Below are 17,553 nucleotides of genomic sequence, written 5' to 3' on the forward strand. Positions count from 1 at the left end.
AATGGCCAGCCGATTTTCAAGTCAGGTTCCGCCATGCACTCTGCCCTGCTTTCCGACCGCATCATCATTTCTGTGACCGGCGCGGAGGCGGAACATTTCCTGCAGAACATTCTGACGACCGACCTCGATGCTCTTGCCGAAGGTGAGGCCAAGCCCGGCGCGCTGCTGGCGCCGCAGGGAAAGATTCTGTTCGACTTCCTGATCTCGCGCGATGGTTCGGGCGGGTTCCGGCTCGATTGCCGGGCCGATGTCGCCGACGATTTTCTTCGTCGCCTGACACTCTACAAGCTGCGCGCCAAGGTGGCAATTTCCAAGCAGGAACAGATGCTTGTGGCCGCATCGTGGGATTCTGATTCACCTGGTTCAGCTTCCGATTCAAATGCTTCGAGCGATGAATCAATTGTGCTGCGCGACGCGCGTTTCAAGTCGCCTGCAGCAGCATTCCGAATCTATGGCTCGGCGCTCTCGGCATCGGACGAGGTGAGCGCCTGGCATGCCTACCGCATTGCCAACGGGGTCGCGGAAAGCGGCAGCGACTACGCGCTCAGCGACGCCTTCCCGCATGACGTTCTGCTCGACGAAACCGGCGGCGTGGGCTTCGGCAAAGGATGCTATGTCGGCCAGGAAGTCGTCTCGCGCATGCATCATCGCGGCACCGCACGTCGCCGCGTGCTTCTGGTTTCGGCAGAGGCGCCCCTGCCTGCATCCGGCACGGAGATTCTTGCCAATGGCCGGAGCATCGGCGCATTGGGCTCCGTGTCCGGCACGAAAGGTCTGGCGATTGTCCGCATCGACCGCGTGAAGGACGCGCTCGACGGCGGCGTCGTGATCACCGCCGCCGATGTGCCGCTTTCGCTCTCCATCCCCACCTGGGCGAAATTCACCTTCCCGCAGCAAACCGCCGGCGCGGAGGAGGCGTGATGGGGGACAAGGTCGGCGCGCCGCCGCGCGCGTGGCAGCGCATGCTTTCGGGCCGCCGGCTCGACCTGCTCGATCCCTCTCCTCTCGACGTCGAGATTTCCGACATCGCGCACGGTCTGGCGCGCGTGGCACGCTGGAACGGCCAGACCGAAGGCGACAACGCCTTTTCGGTGGCGCAACATTCGCTGCTGGTGGAGGCGATCTTTTCGGCGCAAGCGAAGAACGACAATCCCGACGAACAGCTAGCTGCCCTGCTGCACGACGCACCCGAATATGTGATCGGCGACATGATCTCGCCGTTCAAGTCCGTGGTCGGCGGCGGCTACAAGCAGGTCGAACTGCGGCTCCAGCGCGCCATCCACATCCGCTTTTCTCTTCCTCCAGACATCAGCGAAAGGCTGAAGAAGGAGATCAAGCGAGCCGATCAGGTGGCCGCCTATTTCGAGGCGACGCGGCTTGCGGGCTTCACCGTGCAGGAAGCGACGAAATTCTTCGGCCGTCCGCGCGGGATTTCGGCTGAAGCATTCGATCTCGCGTGTCGACCTGCAAAGGCAGTCCAGAATGCCTTCCTCGACCGCTTCGAGGCGATCGAACGAGCACGCCGTGTAGCTTAGCGCTCCAGCCGGTCGAGGAACCACTGGGTCAGCCGGGTCCAGACCTCGTCCTTCTCCCCGGAATCCTCGATGCCGTGGTCGAGATTTGGGTTATCGTTGACCTCGATGACGAAGACGCCGTCCTTGGTTTCCTTGAGGTCGACGCCATAGAGCCCGTCGCCGATGCAGCGTGCCGCCCGCACAGCCGTCTCGACCACATGGGCAGGCGCGTCCTTCAGCGTGAACGTCTTGATGCCGCCTTCCACCGGCTTGCCGCCACCGTCGTGATTGACGATCTGCCAATGCTTCTTGGCCATGAGGTAATGCACCGCAAACAGCGGTTGACCGCCAAGCACGCCGATGCGCCAGTCATACTGCGTCGGCATGTATTTCTGGGCGATCAGCAGATCGGACTCTTCCATCCAGGCCGTGGCCAGCGCTTTCAACTCCTCGAAATTCGTCGCCTTCTTCACACCACGCGAAAACGAGCTGTCGGGGATCTTCAGCACCAGCGGAAAGCCCAGCGTGTCGGCTGCCAGCTGAAAGTCGGCCGGGCTTGCGATCATAACCGTCGGCGGCACAGGGACCTTGTTGAAGGTCATCAGCTCGTTGAGATAGACCTTGTTGGTGCAGCGGATCATCGACAGCGGATCGTCGATCACCGGCATGCCTTCCTGCTGTGCGCGACGGGCAAAGCGATAGGTGTGGTTCGAGATCGACGTCGTCTCGCGGATGAACAGCGCATCGTAATTGGCGAGCTTGGCAAGGTCCTTGCGCGTGATCGGCTCGACTTCGACTCCCATTTTCTCGGCGATCTTAGCCCAGTAGCGAAGTGAACTGATGCTCGACGGCGGCAATTGCTCGTGCGGGTCCACCAGCGTGGCGAAGGTGTAGCGCGCCGGAACGCGCGCTTTGCCATCGCGCCATTCGCGGTTCGTGTAGGTGGCAAGGCTCGCCAGGAAGCGCGGCTTTTCCTCGGCGCTCATGCGTGCCAGCGGCAGGAAACCGATCTTGTGGATCGTCGCCCATTCGTGGTGATCCTTGATCGACACTTCTAGCGCCGGCGCGCGGAACCAATCGAACAGGAGCTTGGCGAAGCGGTCCCAGGCCTTTGACGGGCCGATGCCGAAGAAGAAGGTGGCCTTTTCGGGAAACTTCCCGCCGAGGTCCTTGCGGGATTTGTTCAGCGCCAGTTCCAGCTCCGGCAACGCGTTTTCGTAGAGCTTGCGTTCCGACAGATCGATCATGGTCTCGACCGTAGGGATCACCCTGTGGCCGCGCGAACTGGCCAGCAGCGAGGCATAGTAGCCCCGGCTCTGATAGCCGTAGCTGTTGGACAGATTGATGACCTTGGGACGCTGCCCGCTGAACAGGGCGGGATGGGCGAGATAGTCGCGATTGGTAATGATCTTGTGCGGCGTCGCCACCTGGTCGAGATCGCTCTGCCTGCCTGTAAGGATGACCCAGCTCATAGTTGCTCGCGTCGATTTTTATGGGAGGTGTCCCCTGCCCGGCGGTTTATTCGGGCGAGGGACAATAAATTCATCTGGTTGAAGTTCCCGCGGCTTTGCGGGCAGTCGTAACAAGTATCTGTGACGGTGGGTCGAGCGGCTTTGCGTAACGCAGAGCGTCCATCCCGTCAGCATAATAGCCGGGCTTTGACCCGATCGGCCGGTAGCCGTTCTTCTCGTAGAGTGCGATGGCGCGCGGATTGTCCCGGCGCACCTCAAGGCGCATCGACGTACAGCCCCTGTCGCGCGCCGCCTGCTCCGCGGCAGCAAGCAGGGCCCGGCCCTGCCCGCCTCCGCTGTTGGGAGCTACCGCCAACGAGTAGAGGCGCGCGCTTTTGCTGCCGGTTCGATAAAGCACCGCGCAATAGCCCAAAATTCCACCCGGCTGATCGGCAACCAGAAGCGATGCGGTGAGGCTGGAAACCATGCGGCGGAAGGATTGCCGCGAAATGCGATCGGTGACGAAAACCGCCAACTCGAGCGCCATGAGCGCGTCCACGTCATCTTTGCGGGCCGGGCGGATTTCGGCGAGCATGCGAACCGGGAAACCTCAATAGAAAGATCGTCTAAAGGGCGGGCGGAACGTCTCTGCCGAAGCAATCACGCACAGGCATCGATAGCGGTTTCGCGCCTCGAATTGGGCCGAATTGTGACTGTTCCGGCCAGCATCCACCAGATGAAAAAGCCGCCCCAGAACCCGCGTATCCGACGCGAGTTCCAGGGCGGTGGGGCAAACTTAGAACTAGCTCTTCGTCCCCTGTAGAAGCTGCTTGTAGGCCGAATCTGCGATCTGGGTCAGCTGAGCCTGCGACAGGTTGCCGGCGACCGCGCAGCCATAGCCGTCGTCGAGCCAATAAAGCGCGCGCATGCCGCCATGCTCCAGCCAGCGATAGCCGGTGTCCTGCTTGGTGGGGTCGCTGACGATGTAGAGCGAAACGCGGTTGCCGGTATGGTCCTGATACATGAACTGAGCGGCGGCCTGGTTCTGGGCGGGCAACAGGCGCCCGCCGATGAGATCGAAGCCCTCTGCCGTCAGGTCCGGCGCCACGAGCGGGATGCCGACGCGGCGCGAAAGCCAGTCGACCAGATGTTGCTTCTGGTCCGCTCCCACTTCCACGACGTGCAGCTTTTCAGGGGCGTAGAGCGCATAGGCTTCGATCGCATTTACCGCCACCTGGCTGTCGGCGGCCTTCACCGGGTTCCAGCCGGAAGCGCCTACAAAATAGCCGCCTAGCCCACCGATCGCGAGCAGGGCTGCGGCGGCGGCAACTCGCCAGATGATGGAAGGAAAACGACGACGCGGCGCTTTTTTTTCAGCGAGCAGCTGCTGCATGCGGAGCGGTATCGGCTCGGACGCGACGTCGGAAACCGCCCGCCGCAACATGTCGCCGTCTACGGCAAAGCGGCGGCTCTTGGCTGCCATGTCGGGATTGGCGGCGAGCCAGGCCTCATAGTCGGCGTATTCGTCCCCCGGAAGCTCTCCGTCGAGGGCCATATGGATGTCGCGCTCGGTGAAATCGCGCCGGCTCATTTGTCGATGATCCTTATTGCGCGACGGCGCGAGCCGTCTTCCAGAATGGCGCGAAGCTCTTCGCGTCCGCGGGCGATGCGAGACATGAGCGTGCCGGCCGGAATGCCCAGCACTTCGGCTGCCTCGGCGTAGGAAAAACCTTCGACCGCGACCATCAGCAGCGCCGTGCGGCGGTCGGGGTGGATCGCCTGCAGCGCATCGAGGATCTCATGCGAGACGACACTCTGCCCCTGATAGGCGGGCAGTGCCATGGCTTCGCTCGCCTCGAGCGGCAGTGTCGCTGTTCCTCCGTGCCGCTTGTCCTTCCTCACCCTGTCGACGAACAGATGATGCATGATCGTAAAGAGCCATCGTCGCGGGCTGTCGCCGGTCTGCCAGCTGTCCATCCGGGCGAGTGCTCTTTCGAGGCAGTCCTGAACCAGATCGTCGGCGGCGTCGCGGTTCCGCAGCAGCGCGCGCGCATAGCGGCGCAGTCCCGGTATTTCCGCCAGTATTGCTGCCCGTCTCTGATCCATGACGCTCGGCCGAACGCCCCTGCCAGCCCGAAATACAACGCCATTCCGGCGCGTCCGGCAATAGCTTGCGTTTCAACCCGCATTTGCGCCAAACACAGAATGAACGTTTTGCGCGACGGTTTTATTCCCGGCGCGTTGGGGATGTCAGGCAGCGCTATCGCCGGGCACGTGAAGTTTTCCGGCCGTGTGCTTGCGCAATGCATTGAGAAAACCGATGCGAGCATCGGGCGGCGTCAGCCCGCGCGGCCCATAGACATGCCGCGTGAAGAAGAACTCCGTAAGCCTGAAGGCCTGCTCGATGGCGCTCAGGTCGGCGCGCATGCCAGGACCGACAATCAGGAAGGCAGGCAGCGGCAGCATCTTGTCGTGCCAGGGCAGTCCAGCCTCGCGCGAGACGGCGCGGCCGGACTTCGGCGACACGTAGGTAAGCTCTTCTCGCCGGCCGGTGGCGGCGCATTCGCTGAGATCCAGGCCGAAACCGAGTTCTTCCAGCACCATCAGTTCGAAGCGGACGACGAGTTCGCCGGCGGCGGAAGGCTCGTCCAGATGGGCAAGCAGCAGCCCCAGCATCTCGTAGAGCCCGAGATGTGGGTCACGCTCCGGCAAGAGGCGCAGATGGGCCGCAATCGTCTGCAGGCCATAGACCGCGCAGGCGCTTTCGAACAGCCGGGCGGCGTTGAGTTCCAGCGCCTCGACCTGGAACTGCCCCATATGTTCGTCCAGCCGGGCTCGCCAGACCAGATCAACGAGATTGCCCGCCTGGAGAACCGGCTGCGCCTTGCGCGAGCGCCCTCCCCGGACCATGCCGAGATGGCGCCCATGCGCGCGCGTCATCACCTCAAGGATGACGCTGGTTTCGCCATGCTTGCGGGCGCCAAGGACAATTCCCTCGTCGTGCCATTCCATTTCTGGAGATTCGGCCGCTCAGTGCGGGAATTCAAGCCCCATTTCGCGGTAGCGCTCGGGATCGTCGCCCCAGTTCTCGCGCACCTTCACGAACAGGAAGAGATGCACCTTCTGCTCGAGGATTTCGGAAATGTCCTTGCGCGCGGCCGTGCCGATGGAGCGGATCGTCTCGCCCTTGTGGCCCAGGAGGATCTTCTTCTGGCTGTCGCGCTCGACATAGATGACCTGCTCGATGCGAACCGAGCCGTCGGGCTTCTCTTCCCACTTTTCGGTCTCGACATGCGAGGAATAGGGAAGCTCCTGGTGAAGGCGCAGATAAAGCTTCTCGCGGGTGATCTCGGCGGCCAGCTGGCGCATCGGCAGATCCGAAATCTGGTCTTCCGGATAGTACCAGGGGCCGGCAGGCAGAGCCTTGGCGAGATAGTCGAGAATGGCCCGGCAGCCGGCGCCGCTCAATGCGGAAACCATGAAGGTGGCATCGAAGGCAACGCGCTTGTTGGCCTCTTCGGCGAGCAGAAGCAGGCTTTCGTGTTGCACCCGGTCGATCTTGTTCAGCACCAGAACCTTGGGCTGACGCACCCCCGCGAGGCTTTCGAGGATCGTGTCTGCGTCGCCTTTGAAGCCGCGCTCGGCATCGATGATCACCATCACCAGGTCGGCATCCTTGGCCCCGCCCCAGGCGGTGGACACCATGGCCTGGTCGAGCCGGCGACGCGGCTTGAAGATACCCGGCGTGTCGACGAACACGATCTGTGCGTCGTTGTGGATGGCGATGCCACGCACGATGGAGCGCGTGGTCTGCACCTTGTGCGTGACAATCGAAACCTTGGCGCCGACGAGCTGGTTGACCAGTGTCGACTTGCCGGCATTCGGCGCGCCTATCAGGGCGACAAAGCCCGAATGGGTAACGGGTTCGGCTTCGCTCACTGTTCTTTTCCTTCCTGGCTCCAGACGCCTTCGCGCTGAAGCATGCTTGCGGCAGCGGCCTGCTCGGCCTCGCGCTTCGAACGCCCGGTTCCGAAGGCCGGTTCGAATGCGCCGACCCGGACGCTGACGGTAAAGACCGGATCGTGATCAGGCCCTTCGCGGCTCTCGATCTGGTAGCTGGGTGTCGCGGCGGCAGCCTGGTGCGCCCATTCCTGAAGCTCGGTCTTGGGGTCGCGGCGCGCAGCACCGGTTACCTTCGAGCGCGGCTCCCAATAACGCAAGATGAACTGCCGCGCCACATCCAGCCCGCCATCGAGATAGAGCGCGGCAATCAGCGATTCCAGCGCATCGGCGCGGATATTAACACGCTTGCGGCCGGCAAGCGTCTTCACTTCGCTGCCCGCGCGGATGAGTTCGGTAAGGCCGATCTGATCGGCGATCTCGGCAAGCGTCTCGGCATTGACCAGCGCGTTCAGGCGAACCGAGAGCTCACCCTCCGCCGCAGCCGGAAAAGCCTTGAACAGCATGTCGGCCACCACCAGCCCCAGCACGCGGTCGCCCAAGAACTCGAAGCGCTCGTAATCAGCCCCCGGCTTGACGCCGCGCGCGCTGGCATGCGTCAGCGCGCGTTGAAGACGCTCGAGGTCGGTGAAAGCGTATCCGGTGCGCTCGCGCAGTGCGTCCGCGAGCGCTTGTCCGGTCGGTCGTTTAAGAGCCATCTCTTAGTGGACGGAGGTAAAGAGGCGCGATCCGCGCACCAGCGTAGGCCACTTCCAGATTTCGAGCGGGCTTGCGCCGTCCGCGATCGAGAAGAAGATGATGTTGGCGCGGCCGACAAGGTTCTCCGCCGGCACATAGCCGACCGAGAAGCGGCTGTCGTTGGAGTTATCGCGATTGTCGCCCATCATGAAGTAGTGGCCTTCCGGCACAACGAATTCACGCGTGTTGTCGCCGATCGAATTCGGCGTCAGGTCGAGCGTGTCGTAGGAGACGCCATTGGGCAGCGTCTCGCGATAGACGTCGACCGGCCGGTTCACCTCGGTGATGTCGGGATTGTCGATCTGGCCGACCTTCACGCGCGGCACGCCGACGTCGTTGATAAAGAGCTGGCCGTCGCGCATCTGGATGCGGTCGCCCGGCAGGCCAATCACGCGCTTGATGTAGTCCAGCGACGGGTTGGGCGGGAACTTGAAGACCACGACATCGCCGCGCTGCGGCTCGCTGGCCCAGACGCGCCCGGAGAAGAGATTCGGCGAGAACGGCAGCGAATAGCGCGAATAGCCGTAGGCCCATTTGGTGACGAAGAGATAGTCACCCTCGAGCAGGGTCGGCCGCATCGACCCGGAAGGAATCGAAAAAGGCTGAAAAAGGAAGGTGCGGATGACGAGCGCCAGCAGCAGCGCCTGGATGATAACGCTGACCGTTTCGCCAAGCCCGCCGGATTTTTTTTGAGGTTTATCAGCCACGCTCATGTCATCCTCGGTTGTGGATTGCGTTCGGGTATAAGGGCTTGGCGCGTCGGGAGCAATCCGTGCGCCGCACAGGCATTAGGAAAGTGGGGCTTCTTCAACCGGCAAGGCCTCGATGATCACAAAGGCTTGCGCCAGAGGAAAATCGTCCGTGATCGTCAGGTGAATGACCGGACGATGGCCTTGAGGCAACATTTCAGCCAACCGCACAGCCGCTCCTCCCGTCAAATTCATGGTGGGCTTGCCGCCGGGTAGGTTGACGACGCCCATATCCCGCCAGAACACGCCATGCGACATTCCGGTTCCCAACGCCTTGGAACAAGCTTCCTTGGCGGCGAACCGCTTGGCATAGGATGCCGCGCGTTCCTTGCGCCGCTCCGACTTCGCTTGTTCGATCTCGGTGAAGACGCGGGCCTTGAAGCGTTCGCCATAGCGCTCGAGAGATTTCTCGATGCGCCTGATGTCGATGAGATCGCTGCCTATGCCGATGATCATCCGGCGTTGGTCCTCAAATGTTGCGGCTGCCGGGCTTGACCGGCGGGATAGCCGCCAATTCCGGCGGAAGCTGGTCGGCCGGATAGGCCGGCACTTCATATTCGGCAAGCGCGATCAGCGGCACGCCAACGTCGCTCTTGCCAGCCGAGCGGTCGATGATGCAGGCGGCCGCAACGACCTCGGCACCGAGGTCCCGCAGGCACTCGATGGTCTCGCGGATCGACAGGCCGGTGGTGACGATATCCTCCACGGTGACGACCCGCGCGCCCTTCTCGATCTCGAAGCGGCGCAGGCGGAAGACGCCACCTTCGCGCTCGACCCAGATCGCCGGCACGCCGAGATGGCGCGACGTTTCATAGGCCGGGATCAGCCCGCCTATGGCAGGGCCGACGACGTAATCGATCTGGCCCGGCACTTCGGCGCGGATCTTTTCGGCGAGCGCGCGGCACAGCTTCTCGGTCTTGTCAGCATGCATGAAGACCCGCGCCTTCTGAAGGAAGACTGGGCTGCGCAGACCTGAAGTCAGGATGAAGTGCCCTTCGAGCACTGCTCCGGCCTCGCGAAAAATGTCCAGCACTTGATCGGTATTCATGCCGCTCCCGCCATTCAGATGGTCAGCCGTTTACGCGCTTTGCGTCGCTGACGCTCGAGTTTTCCTTGAGCTGCGAGAGCAGCCTGTTCAGATGCTTCAGATCCCAGACCTCGAGATCGACAAGCATTTCGGTGAAGTCCGGCGCGGTGCGCACCATGGACAAGGTGTGGATGTTGGCGTCGTTCTCGGCGATCACCTGCGCGATCTCGGCCAGCGAACCGGGCGCATTGATCGCCACCACGGAAATCCGCGCCGGGAACCGCTCCTTGGTTTCCTCGTCGATATCCCAGCGCACGTCGATCCAGCGTTCCGGCTGGTCGTCGAAGGCGGTGAGCGACGGCGACTGGATCGGATAGATGGTGATGCCTGCGCCAGGCTGGATGATGCCGACGATGCGGTCGCCCGGCACCGCGCCCTCAGGCGCGAACCGCACGGGCAGATCGCCGCGCACGCCGCGGATCGGCACCGCGCCATCGCCCTTGGCCGCACGCCTGTCCTTCCGTCCCGAACTGCGGCCGGGCATCTGGAACAACATGCCGGCAGCGTTGCGGATCTTCGACCAGCCCTCCTCGCGCGGCTTGGGGGCCTGCGGCGTTACGCGCTCATCCTTGAAGTCCGGGTAGACGGCCTTCATCACGTCGGTCGACGACAGCTCTCCGCGGCCGACGGCCGCCACGACATCTTCGACATCCTTGCGCGCGAGCCGGTGCAGGACCGGCTTTAGGCTTTCCTTTGAAAAGCTCTTGCCGGCGCGCTCGAAAGCCCGCTCCAGGATGCGGACGCCAAGGCCCGAATACTGCTTGCGGATCGCATTCTTGGTGGCGCGGCGAATGGCGGCTCGGGCCTTGCCGGTGACGACGATCGATTCCCAGGCAGCGGGCGGAACCTGCGCCTTGGAGCGAATGATCTCCACCTCGTCGCCATTCTTTAGCTCGGTCATCAGCGGCATGATGCGGCCGTTGATCTTGGCGCCCACGCAGGTGTCACCGACGTCGGTATGGACCGCATAGGCGAAGTCGATCGGCGTCGCCCGGCGCGGCAGCGCAATCAGCATGCCCTTGGGCGTGAAGCAGAAGACCTGGTCCTGGAACAGCTCCAGCTTGGTGTTTTCGAGGAAGTCCTCGGGGTTGTCGCCTTCGGCCAGCTGCTCGATGGTGCGTCGCAGCCAGGCATAGGCGTTGGTCTCCTTCGAGATGGCATGGCTGGCATTCACCTTGCCGCCGCTATCCTTGTAAAGCGCATGAACCGCCACGCCGTATTCGGCGACGGTGTTCATTTCGCGCGTGCGAATCTGCAGTTCGATGCGCTGGCGCGACGGGCCGACAATCGTGGTGTGGATCGAGCGGTAGTCGTTCTGCTTCGGCGTCGAAATGTAGTCCTTGAAGCGGCCGGGAACCATCGACCACGTGGTGTGGATGGCGCCAAGGGCGCGATAGCAATCCTCGACGTTTTCCATGACCACGCGGAACCCGAAGATGTCGGAAAGCTGCTCGAAGGACAGCGCCTTGGTTTCCATCTTGCGGAAGACGGACCACGGCTTCTTCTGTCGGCTCTTGACGGTCGCCTTCAGCGAATACTTCGCGAACAGGGCCGAGAGCGAGTTCTCGATCTCGGTAATCACGCCCCTGTTGCGCTCGAACACCTCGGCGAGCCGCGCCGTCACCGTCCGGTAGGCCTCGGGATTGATATACTGGAACGCAAGGTCTTCCAGTTCCTCGCGCATGCCCTGCATGCCCATGCGGCCAGCCAGGGGCGCATATATATCCATGGTTTCTTCGGCGATGCGCAGGCGCTTGTCCTCACGCATGTGGCCAAGCGTGCGCATGTTGTGCAGCCGGTCGGCGAGCTTCACCAGTAGCACGCGAACGTCCTCGGAGATCGCCAGCAGCAGCTTGCGCAGATTTTCTGCCTGCTCTGCCTTCTTCGAGACGAGGTCGAGCTTTTTGAGCTTGGTCAGCCCCTCGACCAGCTTGCCCATGTCCGAGCCGAACAGTTCGTCGATTTCCTGCCGGGTGGCGGAGGTGTCTTCGATCGTGTCATGCAACAGCGCCACCGCGATGGTGGCCTCGTCCATGTGCATGTCCGTGAGGATGGCCGCGACTTCCAGCGGGTGGGAGAAATACGGGTCGCCGGATGCCCGCTTCTGGTGGCCATGCTTCTGCATGGCATAGACGTAAGCTTTGTTGAGAAGCGCCTCATTCACGTCGGGCTTGTAGCGCTGCACGCGCTCGACAAGCTCATACTGACGCATCATGGGCCAAATCTCACACTCAAACATGAATCATGCGCCGGATCCAACGACCCGGCGCATGTCATAGATAGCCACGAAACCGCCGGCACGGAAGTGCCGGCGCACACGCAAACGATCAGAAATCGTCGTTTTTCTCGGGCGCAACGAGGCCCTCGATGCCGGCGAGCAGGTCTTCCTCGCTCATACGGTCGAAGGCGATATTTTCTTCTTCTCGGTCTTCCTCGACGGCCGAAATGGTCGCATCGGTCTGATCGGTCAGCGCCTGGCCATCGGCCTCCGGCTCGTCGACCTCGACATGCTTCTGGAGCGAGTGGATCAGATCTTCCTTGAGGTCGCCCGGCGACAGCGTCTCATCGGCGATCTCACGCAGCGCGACGACCGGGTTCTTGTCGTTGTCGCGCGGAACGGTGATCGCGGCGCCCTGGGAAATCTGCCGGGCGCGATGACCTGCCAGAAGCACCAGCTCGAAGCGGTTGTCGACCTTGTCGATGCAATCTTCAACGGTTACGCGGGCCATGGATTGCCCCTTTCATACGCGAATGTGGTGGAGAACAGGGGCGCTCAATAACCCGATTGGCTGCGAAAAACAAGCAATAAAGCTTTTTAGCTGCCACCGAAGCCCTCTTTCCAGCAACCAAAAGGCGAATAGTGGATGGCTTCCATCTCCCTATCGTCAGGGCGTCTTGTGGGTGCTATCTTCCAATACGCATTTTAGGAAAATTAGTTGCAAAATTGATTTCGAATAGGCAACTCCGCAGGCGGGCTGCGCGTTTTTAATGGGAATTGCGTATTCCCCAAAGGATACTTCACATGTTTGACCCGCGTGAAAAGATTGCTCTCTTTATAGATGGTGCCAATCTGTACGCTACCTCGCGCTCGCTCGGCTTCGATATCGACTATCGCAAGTTGCTTTCGAGCTTCCAAAAGCGCGGCTATCTTCTGCGTGCCTATTATTACACGGCTTTGGTTGAAGATCAGGAGTATTCGTCGATCCGGCCACTGATAGACTGGCTGGATTACAACGGTTTCAAGGTGGTGACCAAGCCCGCCAAGGAGTTTACCGACTCGACCGGACGGCGCAAGATCAAGGGCAACATGGACATCGAGCTGACCGTGGATGCGCTGGAGCTGTCCGACGTGATCGACCACTATGTGATCTTCTCGGGCGACGGAGATTTCCGCACGCTCGTGGAGGCTCTGCAGCGGCGCGGCAAGAAGGTCAGCGTGGTCTCCACGATGGCTTCGCAGCCGCCAATGATCTCCGACGACCTGCGTCGGCAGGCAGACCATTTCATCGATCTCATGACGCTGAAGAGCGAGATCGGTCGCGACCCGTCCGAGCGGCCGGTACGCAAGACCGAAGCGACTGAGCCGGATCCGGACGGCGACGACTTCTGATGCTTCCTCTCAATGTCGAACCACCGCGCGACTGCACGCTTTGTCCGCGCCTGCATGATTTCATAGCCTCATGGCGCGAACGCGAGCCGCAATGGTTCAACGCGCCCGTGCCGACATTCCTGCCGCCGGAGGGGCAAGATGGCGTCCGCTTGCTGATCGTCGGGCTGGCACCCGGCCTGCGCGGCGCAAATCGCACGGGCCGGCCTTTCACCGGCGATTATGCCGGCGACCTGCTCTACAGCACGCTGATCCGCTTCGGCCTCGCGCGCGGCAAGTTCGAGGCGCGTCCCGATGATAGCCTTGAACTTATCACCACGGCCATCACCAACGCGGTGAAGTGCGTGCCGCCGGAAAACAAGCCGGTCGGCGCGGAGATCAACAACTGCCGAAGGTTCCTTGGCCTCAACCTTGCGCGCCTGAGAAATCTTGAAGTCGTACTTACGCTCGGCACCATCGCCCACCAGTCGACGGTGCGGGCGCTTGGCGGTCGCGTGACGGCACACCCGTTCAGCCATGGCGGGCGCCAGCAGATCGGCAAGTTCACCGTGTTCTCGAGCTATCACTGCTCGCGCTACAACACCAACACCGGCCGCCTCACCGAAGAGATGTTCGTGGACGTGTTCAGGCAGATTCGCGCCGAGCTGGATGGGAAACCGGCATAAGCAGACACCGGATTTTCAAAGGGGTTATCGCGACAAGGGCGAGCAGAAGCCCGCCCTTCACCCACGCTCCTTGAGCAGGCGGCCCTTCTCGCGGTTCCAGTCGCGCTGCTTTTCGCTTTCGCGCTTGTCGTGCAGGTTCTTGCCTCGAGCGATCGCCAAGAGCAGCTTGGCGCGACCTTTGTCGTTGAAGTAGATCTTCAACGGCACCATGGTCATGCCTTCGCGTGCCACCGACTGCTGCAGACGCGCCATCTCGCGCTTGCTGAGCAGCAGCTTGCGGCGGCGACGCGGCTCGTGGTTGAAGCGGTTGCCTTGCAGATATTCGGGCACGTAGGAGTTGATCAGCCAGATCTCGCCGCCCTCGGCGGAGGCGTAGGACTCCTGGATGTTGGCCTGGCCCTGGCGCAACGACTTGACCTCCGTACCGGTGAGCACCAGGCCGGCCTCGATCGTGTCGATCACCTCATAGGAAAACCGCGCCTTGCGGTTCTCGGCGGCAATCTTGTTATTCGGATCGGCTTTTTTGTGATTCATCGGTACGCAGCGCGGCAAACCCGCGTCAGTTGATCAGTCCGGCATGCTTCATCGCTGCCTCGATGCGCTCGGCCGTCGCGGCCTCAACGGTCATCAGCGGCGAGCGGAGCACGTTTTCCACCTTGCCCAGGCGCGACAGCGCGTATTTCGCGCCGGAGACGCCTGGTTCGAGGAAGATCGCCTTGTGCAGCGGCATCAGGAGATCCTGAAGCTCCAGCGCGCGCTCCTTGTCGCCATTGAGGGTTGCTTCCTGGAATTCAGAGCAGAGGCGCGGAGCGACATTGGAGGTCACCGAGATGCAGCCGACACCGCCATGGGCGTTGAAGCCGAGTGCCGAGGCATCCTCGCCGGAAAGCTGGATGAACTCCTTGCCGCAGGTCAGGCGCTGCTCGGAAACACGCTCGACCTTGCCGGTCGCATCCTTGACGCCAACGATGTTGGGGAAGTCGTGCGCCAGGCGGCCCATCGTCTCCGGCGTCATGTCGATCACCGAGCGCGGAGGGATGTTGTAGATGATGATCGGCAGCTTGGTCGACCGGGCGACCGTCGCGAAATGCTCGTAGAGGCCGCGCTGAGTCGGCTTGTTGTAATAGGGCGTCACGACCAGGACAGCGTCCGAGCCAACCTTCTCGGCATGCTCGACCAGCCCGACCGCCTCGGCAGTATTGTTGGAACCGGCACCGGCGATGACGGGAACACGCCCCCTGGCCACTTCGACGCAGGCCTTCACAACTTCGCGATGTTCATCATGCGAGAGCGTCGGCGATTCTCCGGTCGTGCCGACGGGAACCAGCCCTTTGGTGCCTTCGGCTATCTGCCATTCGACAAAGGCACGGAAGGCTTTCTCGTCAAATCCACCATCCTTCTGGAATGGCGTTACGAGCGCTGTCATCGAGCCTCTGAGCATGTGTTCCAACTCTCTCTGCGACCTATGGTTCGCAGTCCCTTTTTGATGTCGCGGCTTTCTATCTGAAAACGCGGGCGCGCACCATAGTCTTGACGCGGCAGCGGCGCAAAGATGGTGCTGGTCCACGCACGTTGCAAGCCGGACGCGATAACCTTTCGTTAACCAACTCTTCACCGGCGACGACTAGGCTTTCGGCAACCCGCTCCCAGATATATCGTGTATGGACAGGGACTTTCGCATGCGAGCCAGAGGACGACACCGCTTCGCGCTGATTGGCGCGATCATGGCAATGGCGCCGGCTGGCGCCATTGGCGCAACGGTTGACGCGCAGACGACGGCCGCAATCCCGCCCCGCCCCGGCGCCTTCATCGATGCGGGCTCCACTGCCTCGGGCGACGCCACCGTCCTCAAGAGCGGACTGGAGGCCCTTGCGGCGCAAGACATCGCACGTGCGCGTACGATACGCGACACCCTGCCACAGGATTCGCTTGACCGGCACATTCTCGCCTGGGCAATCGCGTTGCGCGGAGGCGAAACCGTGCCCAGCGGTGAGATAGCTGCTGCCGCCCAGGCCCTGCCCGGCTGGCCGGGAATGGCTGCCCTGCGGCGCAACAGCGAACGCGCGCTTTTTCGGGAGAACCCGGATCCGCGGACAGTGGTGAACGCATTCGGCGGCACACAGCCGCAAACCGTCGAGGGCGTGATCATCCTCGCCCGCTCGCAAGTCGCCCTCGACAACGTGCGGGCAGCGCAAACCGCGCTCTGTCCGTTCTGGCGCAGCGAAAAGCTGGAACCGAAGGACGAGATGGCGATCATCAAGGAATTCGGGGCAATCATCCCTGCTGCGGACCATCGGTTCCGCATGGAGCGAATGCTCTATGCCGATCGCATCAACTCGGCCCTACGCGTGTCGAAGCTGGCAGGCGCCGAGGCGCTGGCCCAGTCGTGGAGCGCCGTGATCAAGGGCGACCACAACGCCAAGAAGCTTCTCGACGCGGTGCCCGCCAAGCAGCGTTCGGCCGGCTATATGTTCGCGCAGGCGAAATATCAGCGGCGCCTCCAGAATATCGAGCAAGCCGCCGCCGTGATGCTGCAGGCGCCGAAGGACAAGGCTTCGCTGGTGGATCCCGATGCGTGGTGGATCGAGCGGCGGGTTCTGTCGCGTGAGCTTGTCGACAAGGGCGACATGAAGACGGCCTACCGCATCGTTGCCGCGCATGCCGCCGAAAGCCCGACGAACGCCGCCGACGCCGAGTTCCATGCCGGCTGGTATGCCCTTCGCGGGCTTAGCGACGCCAAGACCGGCGCTATGCACTTTGCGCGCATCGCCGAGCTTTCCGATGGCGCCATTTCCCGCGCACGTGGCTATTACTGGCTCGGACGCGCTGCCGAGGCAGGCGCGCCTGGAGACTCAAAGGCATATTTCGAGCGAGCGGCAGCCTTTGGCACCACCTTCTACGGCCAGCTCGCCGCAGAACGCATCGGCCGCGACATCGTCAAGGTGGCCTATCCAGTACCCAGCGATGCGGATCGCCGCAACTTCGAGCGCCGCGAGGCGGTGCATGCAATCAAGCGCCTGGAAGAGGCGAATTTCCCCAGCCTGGCCGACACGCTCTATCGCGACCTCGCCGCGCAGCTGACCAGCCCGGGCGAGTTGGCGCTGCTGGCCGTGATGGCAGAGAAGCGGGACAATCACTTCCTTGCCCTGAAGGTGGGCAAGATCGCCGCTTCGCGCGGCATCGATGTCGGCGCGCTGGCGCATCCGCTCGGGGTTATCCCTGCCTCCGCCAACATTTCCAGCGCCGGCAAGGCGCTTGCCTATGCCATTGCGCGGCAGGAAAGCGAATTCAACATTTCCGCCATATCGGGCGCCGGGGCGCGCGGCCTCTTGCAGCTGTTGCCCGGCACGGCAAAGGAAGCGGCCAAGAAAGCCGGCCTGCCCTTCTCCCAAATGCGGCTGACCACGGACGCAGGCTACAATGCAGCGCTCGGCGCCACTGTCCTCGGCGAGCAACTCAGCCGCTTCAACGGCTCCTATGTGCTGACATTTGCGGGCTACAATGCCGGTCCGCGACGCGCGCAGGAATGGGTCAGTCGCTATGGCGACCCGCGCGGCAAGGACGTCGACACCGTCGTCGACTGGATCGAGCGCATCCCCTTTGCCGAAACGCGCAGCTACATCCAGCGCGTGATGGAGAACTACCAGGTCTACAAAATGCGCCTTTCGGGCAAGTTCGACATTGCCGGCGATCTGGTCAACGGCCGTTGATGCCGTTGGCCTTCGGCCGAGAAAGAGCGCGCTGCGAATATTTGATTTGTTTCCTACGTCCCCGCGAAGAGG

Annotated in this window: 19 protein-coding genes; 5 read left to right on the top strand and 14 right to left on the bottom strand. The window is 62.4% G+C overall.

The genetic code is table 11. The features are described 5' to 3' along the window. Positions 1–33: 33 nt before the first annotated feature. Together C7I85_RS09320 and C7I85_RS09325 are read left to right on the top strand one after the other, a co-directional pair. Positions 34–921, top strand: a complete 888-nt coding sequence (locus C7I85_RS09320) for a YgfZ/GcvT domain-containing protein (RefSeq protein ID WP_106723702.1) — start codon at positions 34–36, stop codon at positions 919–921. Continuing rightward, on the top strand, positions 921–1,535 hold the full coding sequence (locus C7I85_RS09325; protein ID WP_106723703.1) for an HD family hydrolase: 615 nt from the start codon (positions 921–923) through the stop codon (positions 1,533–1,535). Before C7I85_RS09320 ends, C7I85_RS09325 begins: the two co-directional genes overlap by 1 nt. Here the strand turns inward: C7I85_RS09325 and C7I85_RS09330 are convergent. From C7I85_RS09330 to rpoZ, 12 genes are all read right to left on the bottom strand, one after another. Further along, positions 1,532–2,986 carry a RimK family protein gene (locus tag C7I85_RS09330; protein ID WP_106723704.1) on the bottom strand — a complete coding sequence of 485 codons (1,455 nt, stop codon included), beginning with the start codon at positions 2,984–2,986 and terminating at the stop codon, positions 1,532–1,534. The two genes, C7I85_RS09325 and C7I85_RS09330, sit on opposite strands and share 4 nt — an antisense overlap. A 70-nt stretch (positions 2,987–3,056) precedes the next feature. Next, positions 3,057–3,560, bottom strand: a complete 504-nt coding sequence (locus C7I85_RS09335) for a GNAT family N-acetyltransferase (protein ID WP_106723705.1) — start codon at positions 3,558–3,560, stop codon at positions 3,057–3,059. A 207-nt stretch (positions 3,561–3,767) separates the two neighbouring features. After that, entirely contained in the window at positions 3,768–4,556 is a 789-nt protein-coding gene (locus C7I85_RS09340) for an anti-sigma factor family protein (protein ID WP_106723706.1), read from the bottom strand. Next, positions 4,553–5,071, bottom strand: a complete 519-nt coding sequence (locus C7I85_RS09345; RefSeq protein ID WP_106723707.1) for a sigma-70 family RNA polymerase sigma factor — start codon at positions 5,069–5,071, stop codon at positions 4,553–4,555. Before C7I85_RS09345 ends, C7I85_RS09340 begins: the two co-directional genes overlap by 4 nt. A gap of 144 nt (positions 5,072–5,215) precedes the next feature. Next, entirely contained in the window at positions 5,216–5,977 is a 762-nt protein-coding gene (gene recO, locus C7I85_RS09350) for a DNA repair protein RecO (protein WP_106723708.1), read from the bottom strand. A gap of 18 nt (positions 5,978–5,995) precedes the next feature. Further along, on the bottom strand, positions 5,996–6,904 hold the full coding sequence (gene era / locus C7I85_RS09355; RefSeq protein WP_106723709.1) for a GTPase Era: 909 nt from the start codon (positions 6,902–6,904) through the stop codon (positions 5,996–5,998). Next, positions 6,901–7,623, bottom strand: coding sequence for a ribonuclease III (rnc, locus tag C7I85_RS09360; protein WP_106723710.1), 723 nt, complete (start codon positions 7,621–7,623; stop codon positions 6,901–6,903). Before rnc ends, era begins: the two co-directional genes overlap by 4 nt. A 3-nt stretch (positions 7,624–7,626) precedes the next feature. Next, on the bottom strand, positions 7,627–8,376 hold the full coding sequence (gene lepB / locus C7I85_RS09365; RefSeq protein ID WP_106723711.1) for a signal peptidase I: 750 nt from the start codon (positions 8,374–8,376) through the stop codon (positions 7,627–7,629). Between the two features lie 75 nt (positions 8,377–8,451). Further along, complete coding sequence (gene acpS / locus C7I85_RS09370; RefSeq protein ID WP_106723712.1) at positions 8,452–8,868, bottom strand: holo-ACP synthase; 417 nt, start codon at positions 8,866–8,868, stop codon at positions 8,452–8,454. A 13-nt stretch (positions 8,869–8,881) separates the two neighbouring features. Beyond that, on the bottom strand, positions 8,882–9,460 hold the full coding sequence (gene pyrE / locus C7I85_RS09375; RefSeq protein ID WP_106723713.1) for an orotate phosphoribosyltransferase: 579 nt from the start codon (positions 9,458–9,460) through the stop codon (positions 8,882–8,884). A 22-nt stretch (positions 9,461–9,482) separates the two neighbouring features. Continuing rightward, positions 9,483–11,714, bottom strand: coding sequence for a RelA/SpoT family protein (locus C7I85_RS09380; RefSeq protein WP_106723714.1), 2,232 nt, complete (start codon positions 11,712–11,714; stop codon positions 9,483–9,485). A 112-nt stretch (positions 11,715–11,826) separates the two neighbouring features. After that, the gene (gene rpoZ / locus C7I85_RS09385; RefSeq protein WP_106723715.1) at positions 11,827–12,228 is read right to left on the bottom strand and encodes a DNA-directed RNA polymerase subunit omega; all 402 of its coding nucleotides are present in this window, start codon (positions 12,226–12,228) and stop codon (positions 11,827–11,829) included. Between the two features lie 293 nt (positions 12,229–12,521). Between rpoZ and C7I85_RS09390 the strand changes: the two genes are divergently transcribed. After that, positions 12,522–13,109, top strand: a complete 588-nt coding sequence (locus tag C7I85_RS09390) for an NYN domain-containing protein (RefSeq protein WP_106723716.1) — start codon at positions 12,522–12,524, stop codon at positions 13,107–13,109. After that, positions 13,109–13,771 carry a uracil-DNA glycosylase gene (locus C7I85_RS09395; RefSeq protein ID WP_106723717.1) on the top strand — a complete coding sequence of 221 codons (663 nt, stop codon included), beginning with the start codon at positions 13,109–13,111 and terminating at the stop codon, positions 13,769–13,771. The genes C7I85_RS09390 and C7I85_RS09395 overlap by 1 nt, the downstream gene beginning before the upstream one ends. A 57-nt stretch (positions 13,772–13,828) precedes the next feature. Here C7I85_RS09395 and smpB read toward each other — a convergent pair whose 3' ends face one another. Together smpB and dapA are read right to left on the bottom strand one after the other, a co-directional pair. Beyond that, the gene (smpB, locus tag C7I85_RS09400; RefSeq protein ID WP_106723718.1) at positions 13,829–14,305 is read right to left on the bottom strand and encodes an SsrA-binding protein SmpB; all 477 of its coding nucleotides are present in this window, start codon (positions 14,303–14,305) and stop codon (positions 13,829–13,831) included. Between the two features lie 25 nt (positions 14,306–14,330). Then, complete coding sequence (dapA, locus tag C7I85_RS09405; RefSeq protein WP_106723719.1) at positions 14,331–15,212, bottom strand: 4-hydroxy-tetrahydrodipicolinate synthase; 882 nt, start codon at positions 15,210–15,212, stop codon at positions 14,331–14,333. 238 nt (positions 15,213–15,450) lie between these two features. Between dapA and C7I85_RS09410 the strand changes: the two genes are divergently transcribed. Beyond that, positions 15,451–17,481 carry a lytic transglycosylase domain-containing protein gene (locus tag C7I85_RS09410; RefSeq protein ID WP_106724082.1) on the top strand — a complete coding sequence of 677 codons (2,031 nt, stop codon included), beginning with the start codon at positions 15,451–15,453 and terminating at the stop codon, positions 17,479–17,481. The last annotated feature ends 72 nt before the right edge of the window (positions 17,482–17,553 follow it).

Origin of the sequence: Pseudaminobacter soli (ex Li et al. 2025) (genome assembly GCF_003012705.1) — a bacterium.
In the GTDB taxonomy this organism is placed as follows: Bacteria; Pseudomonadota; Alphaproteobacteria; order Rhizobiales; family Rhizobiaceae; genus Pseudaminobacter; species Pseudaminobacter soli.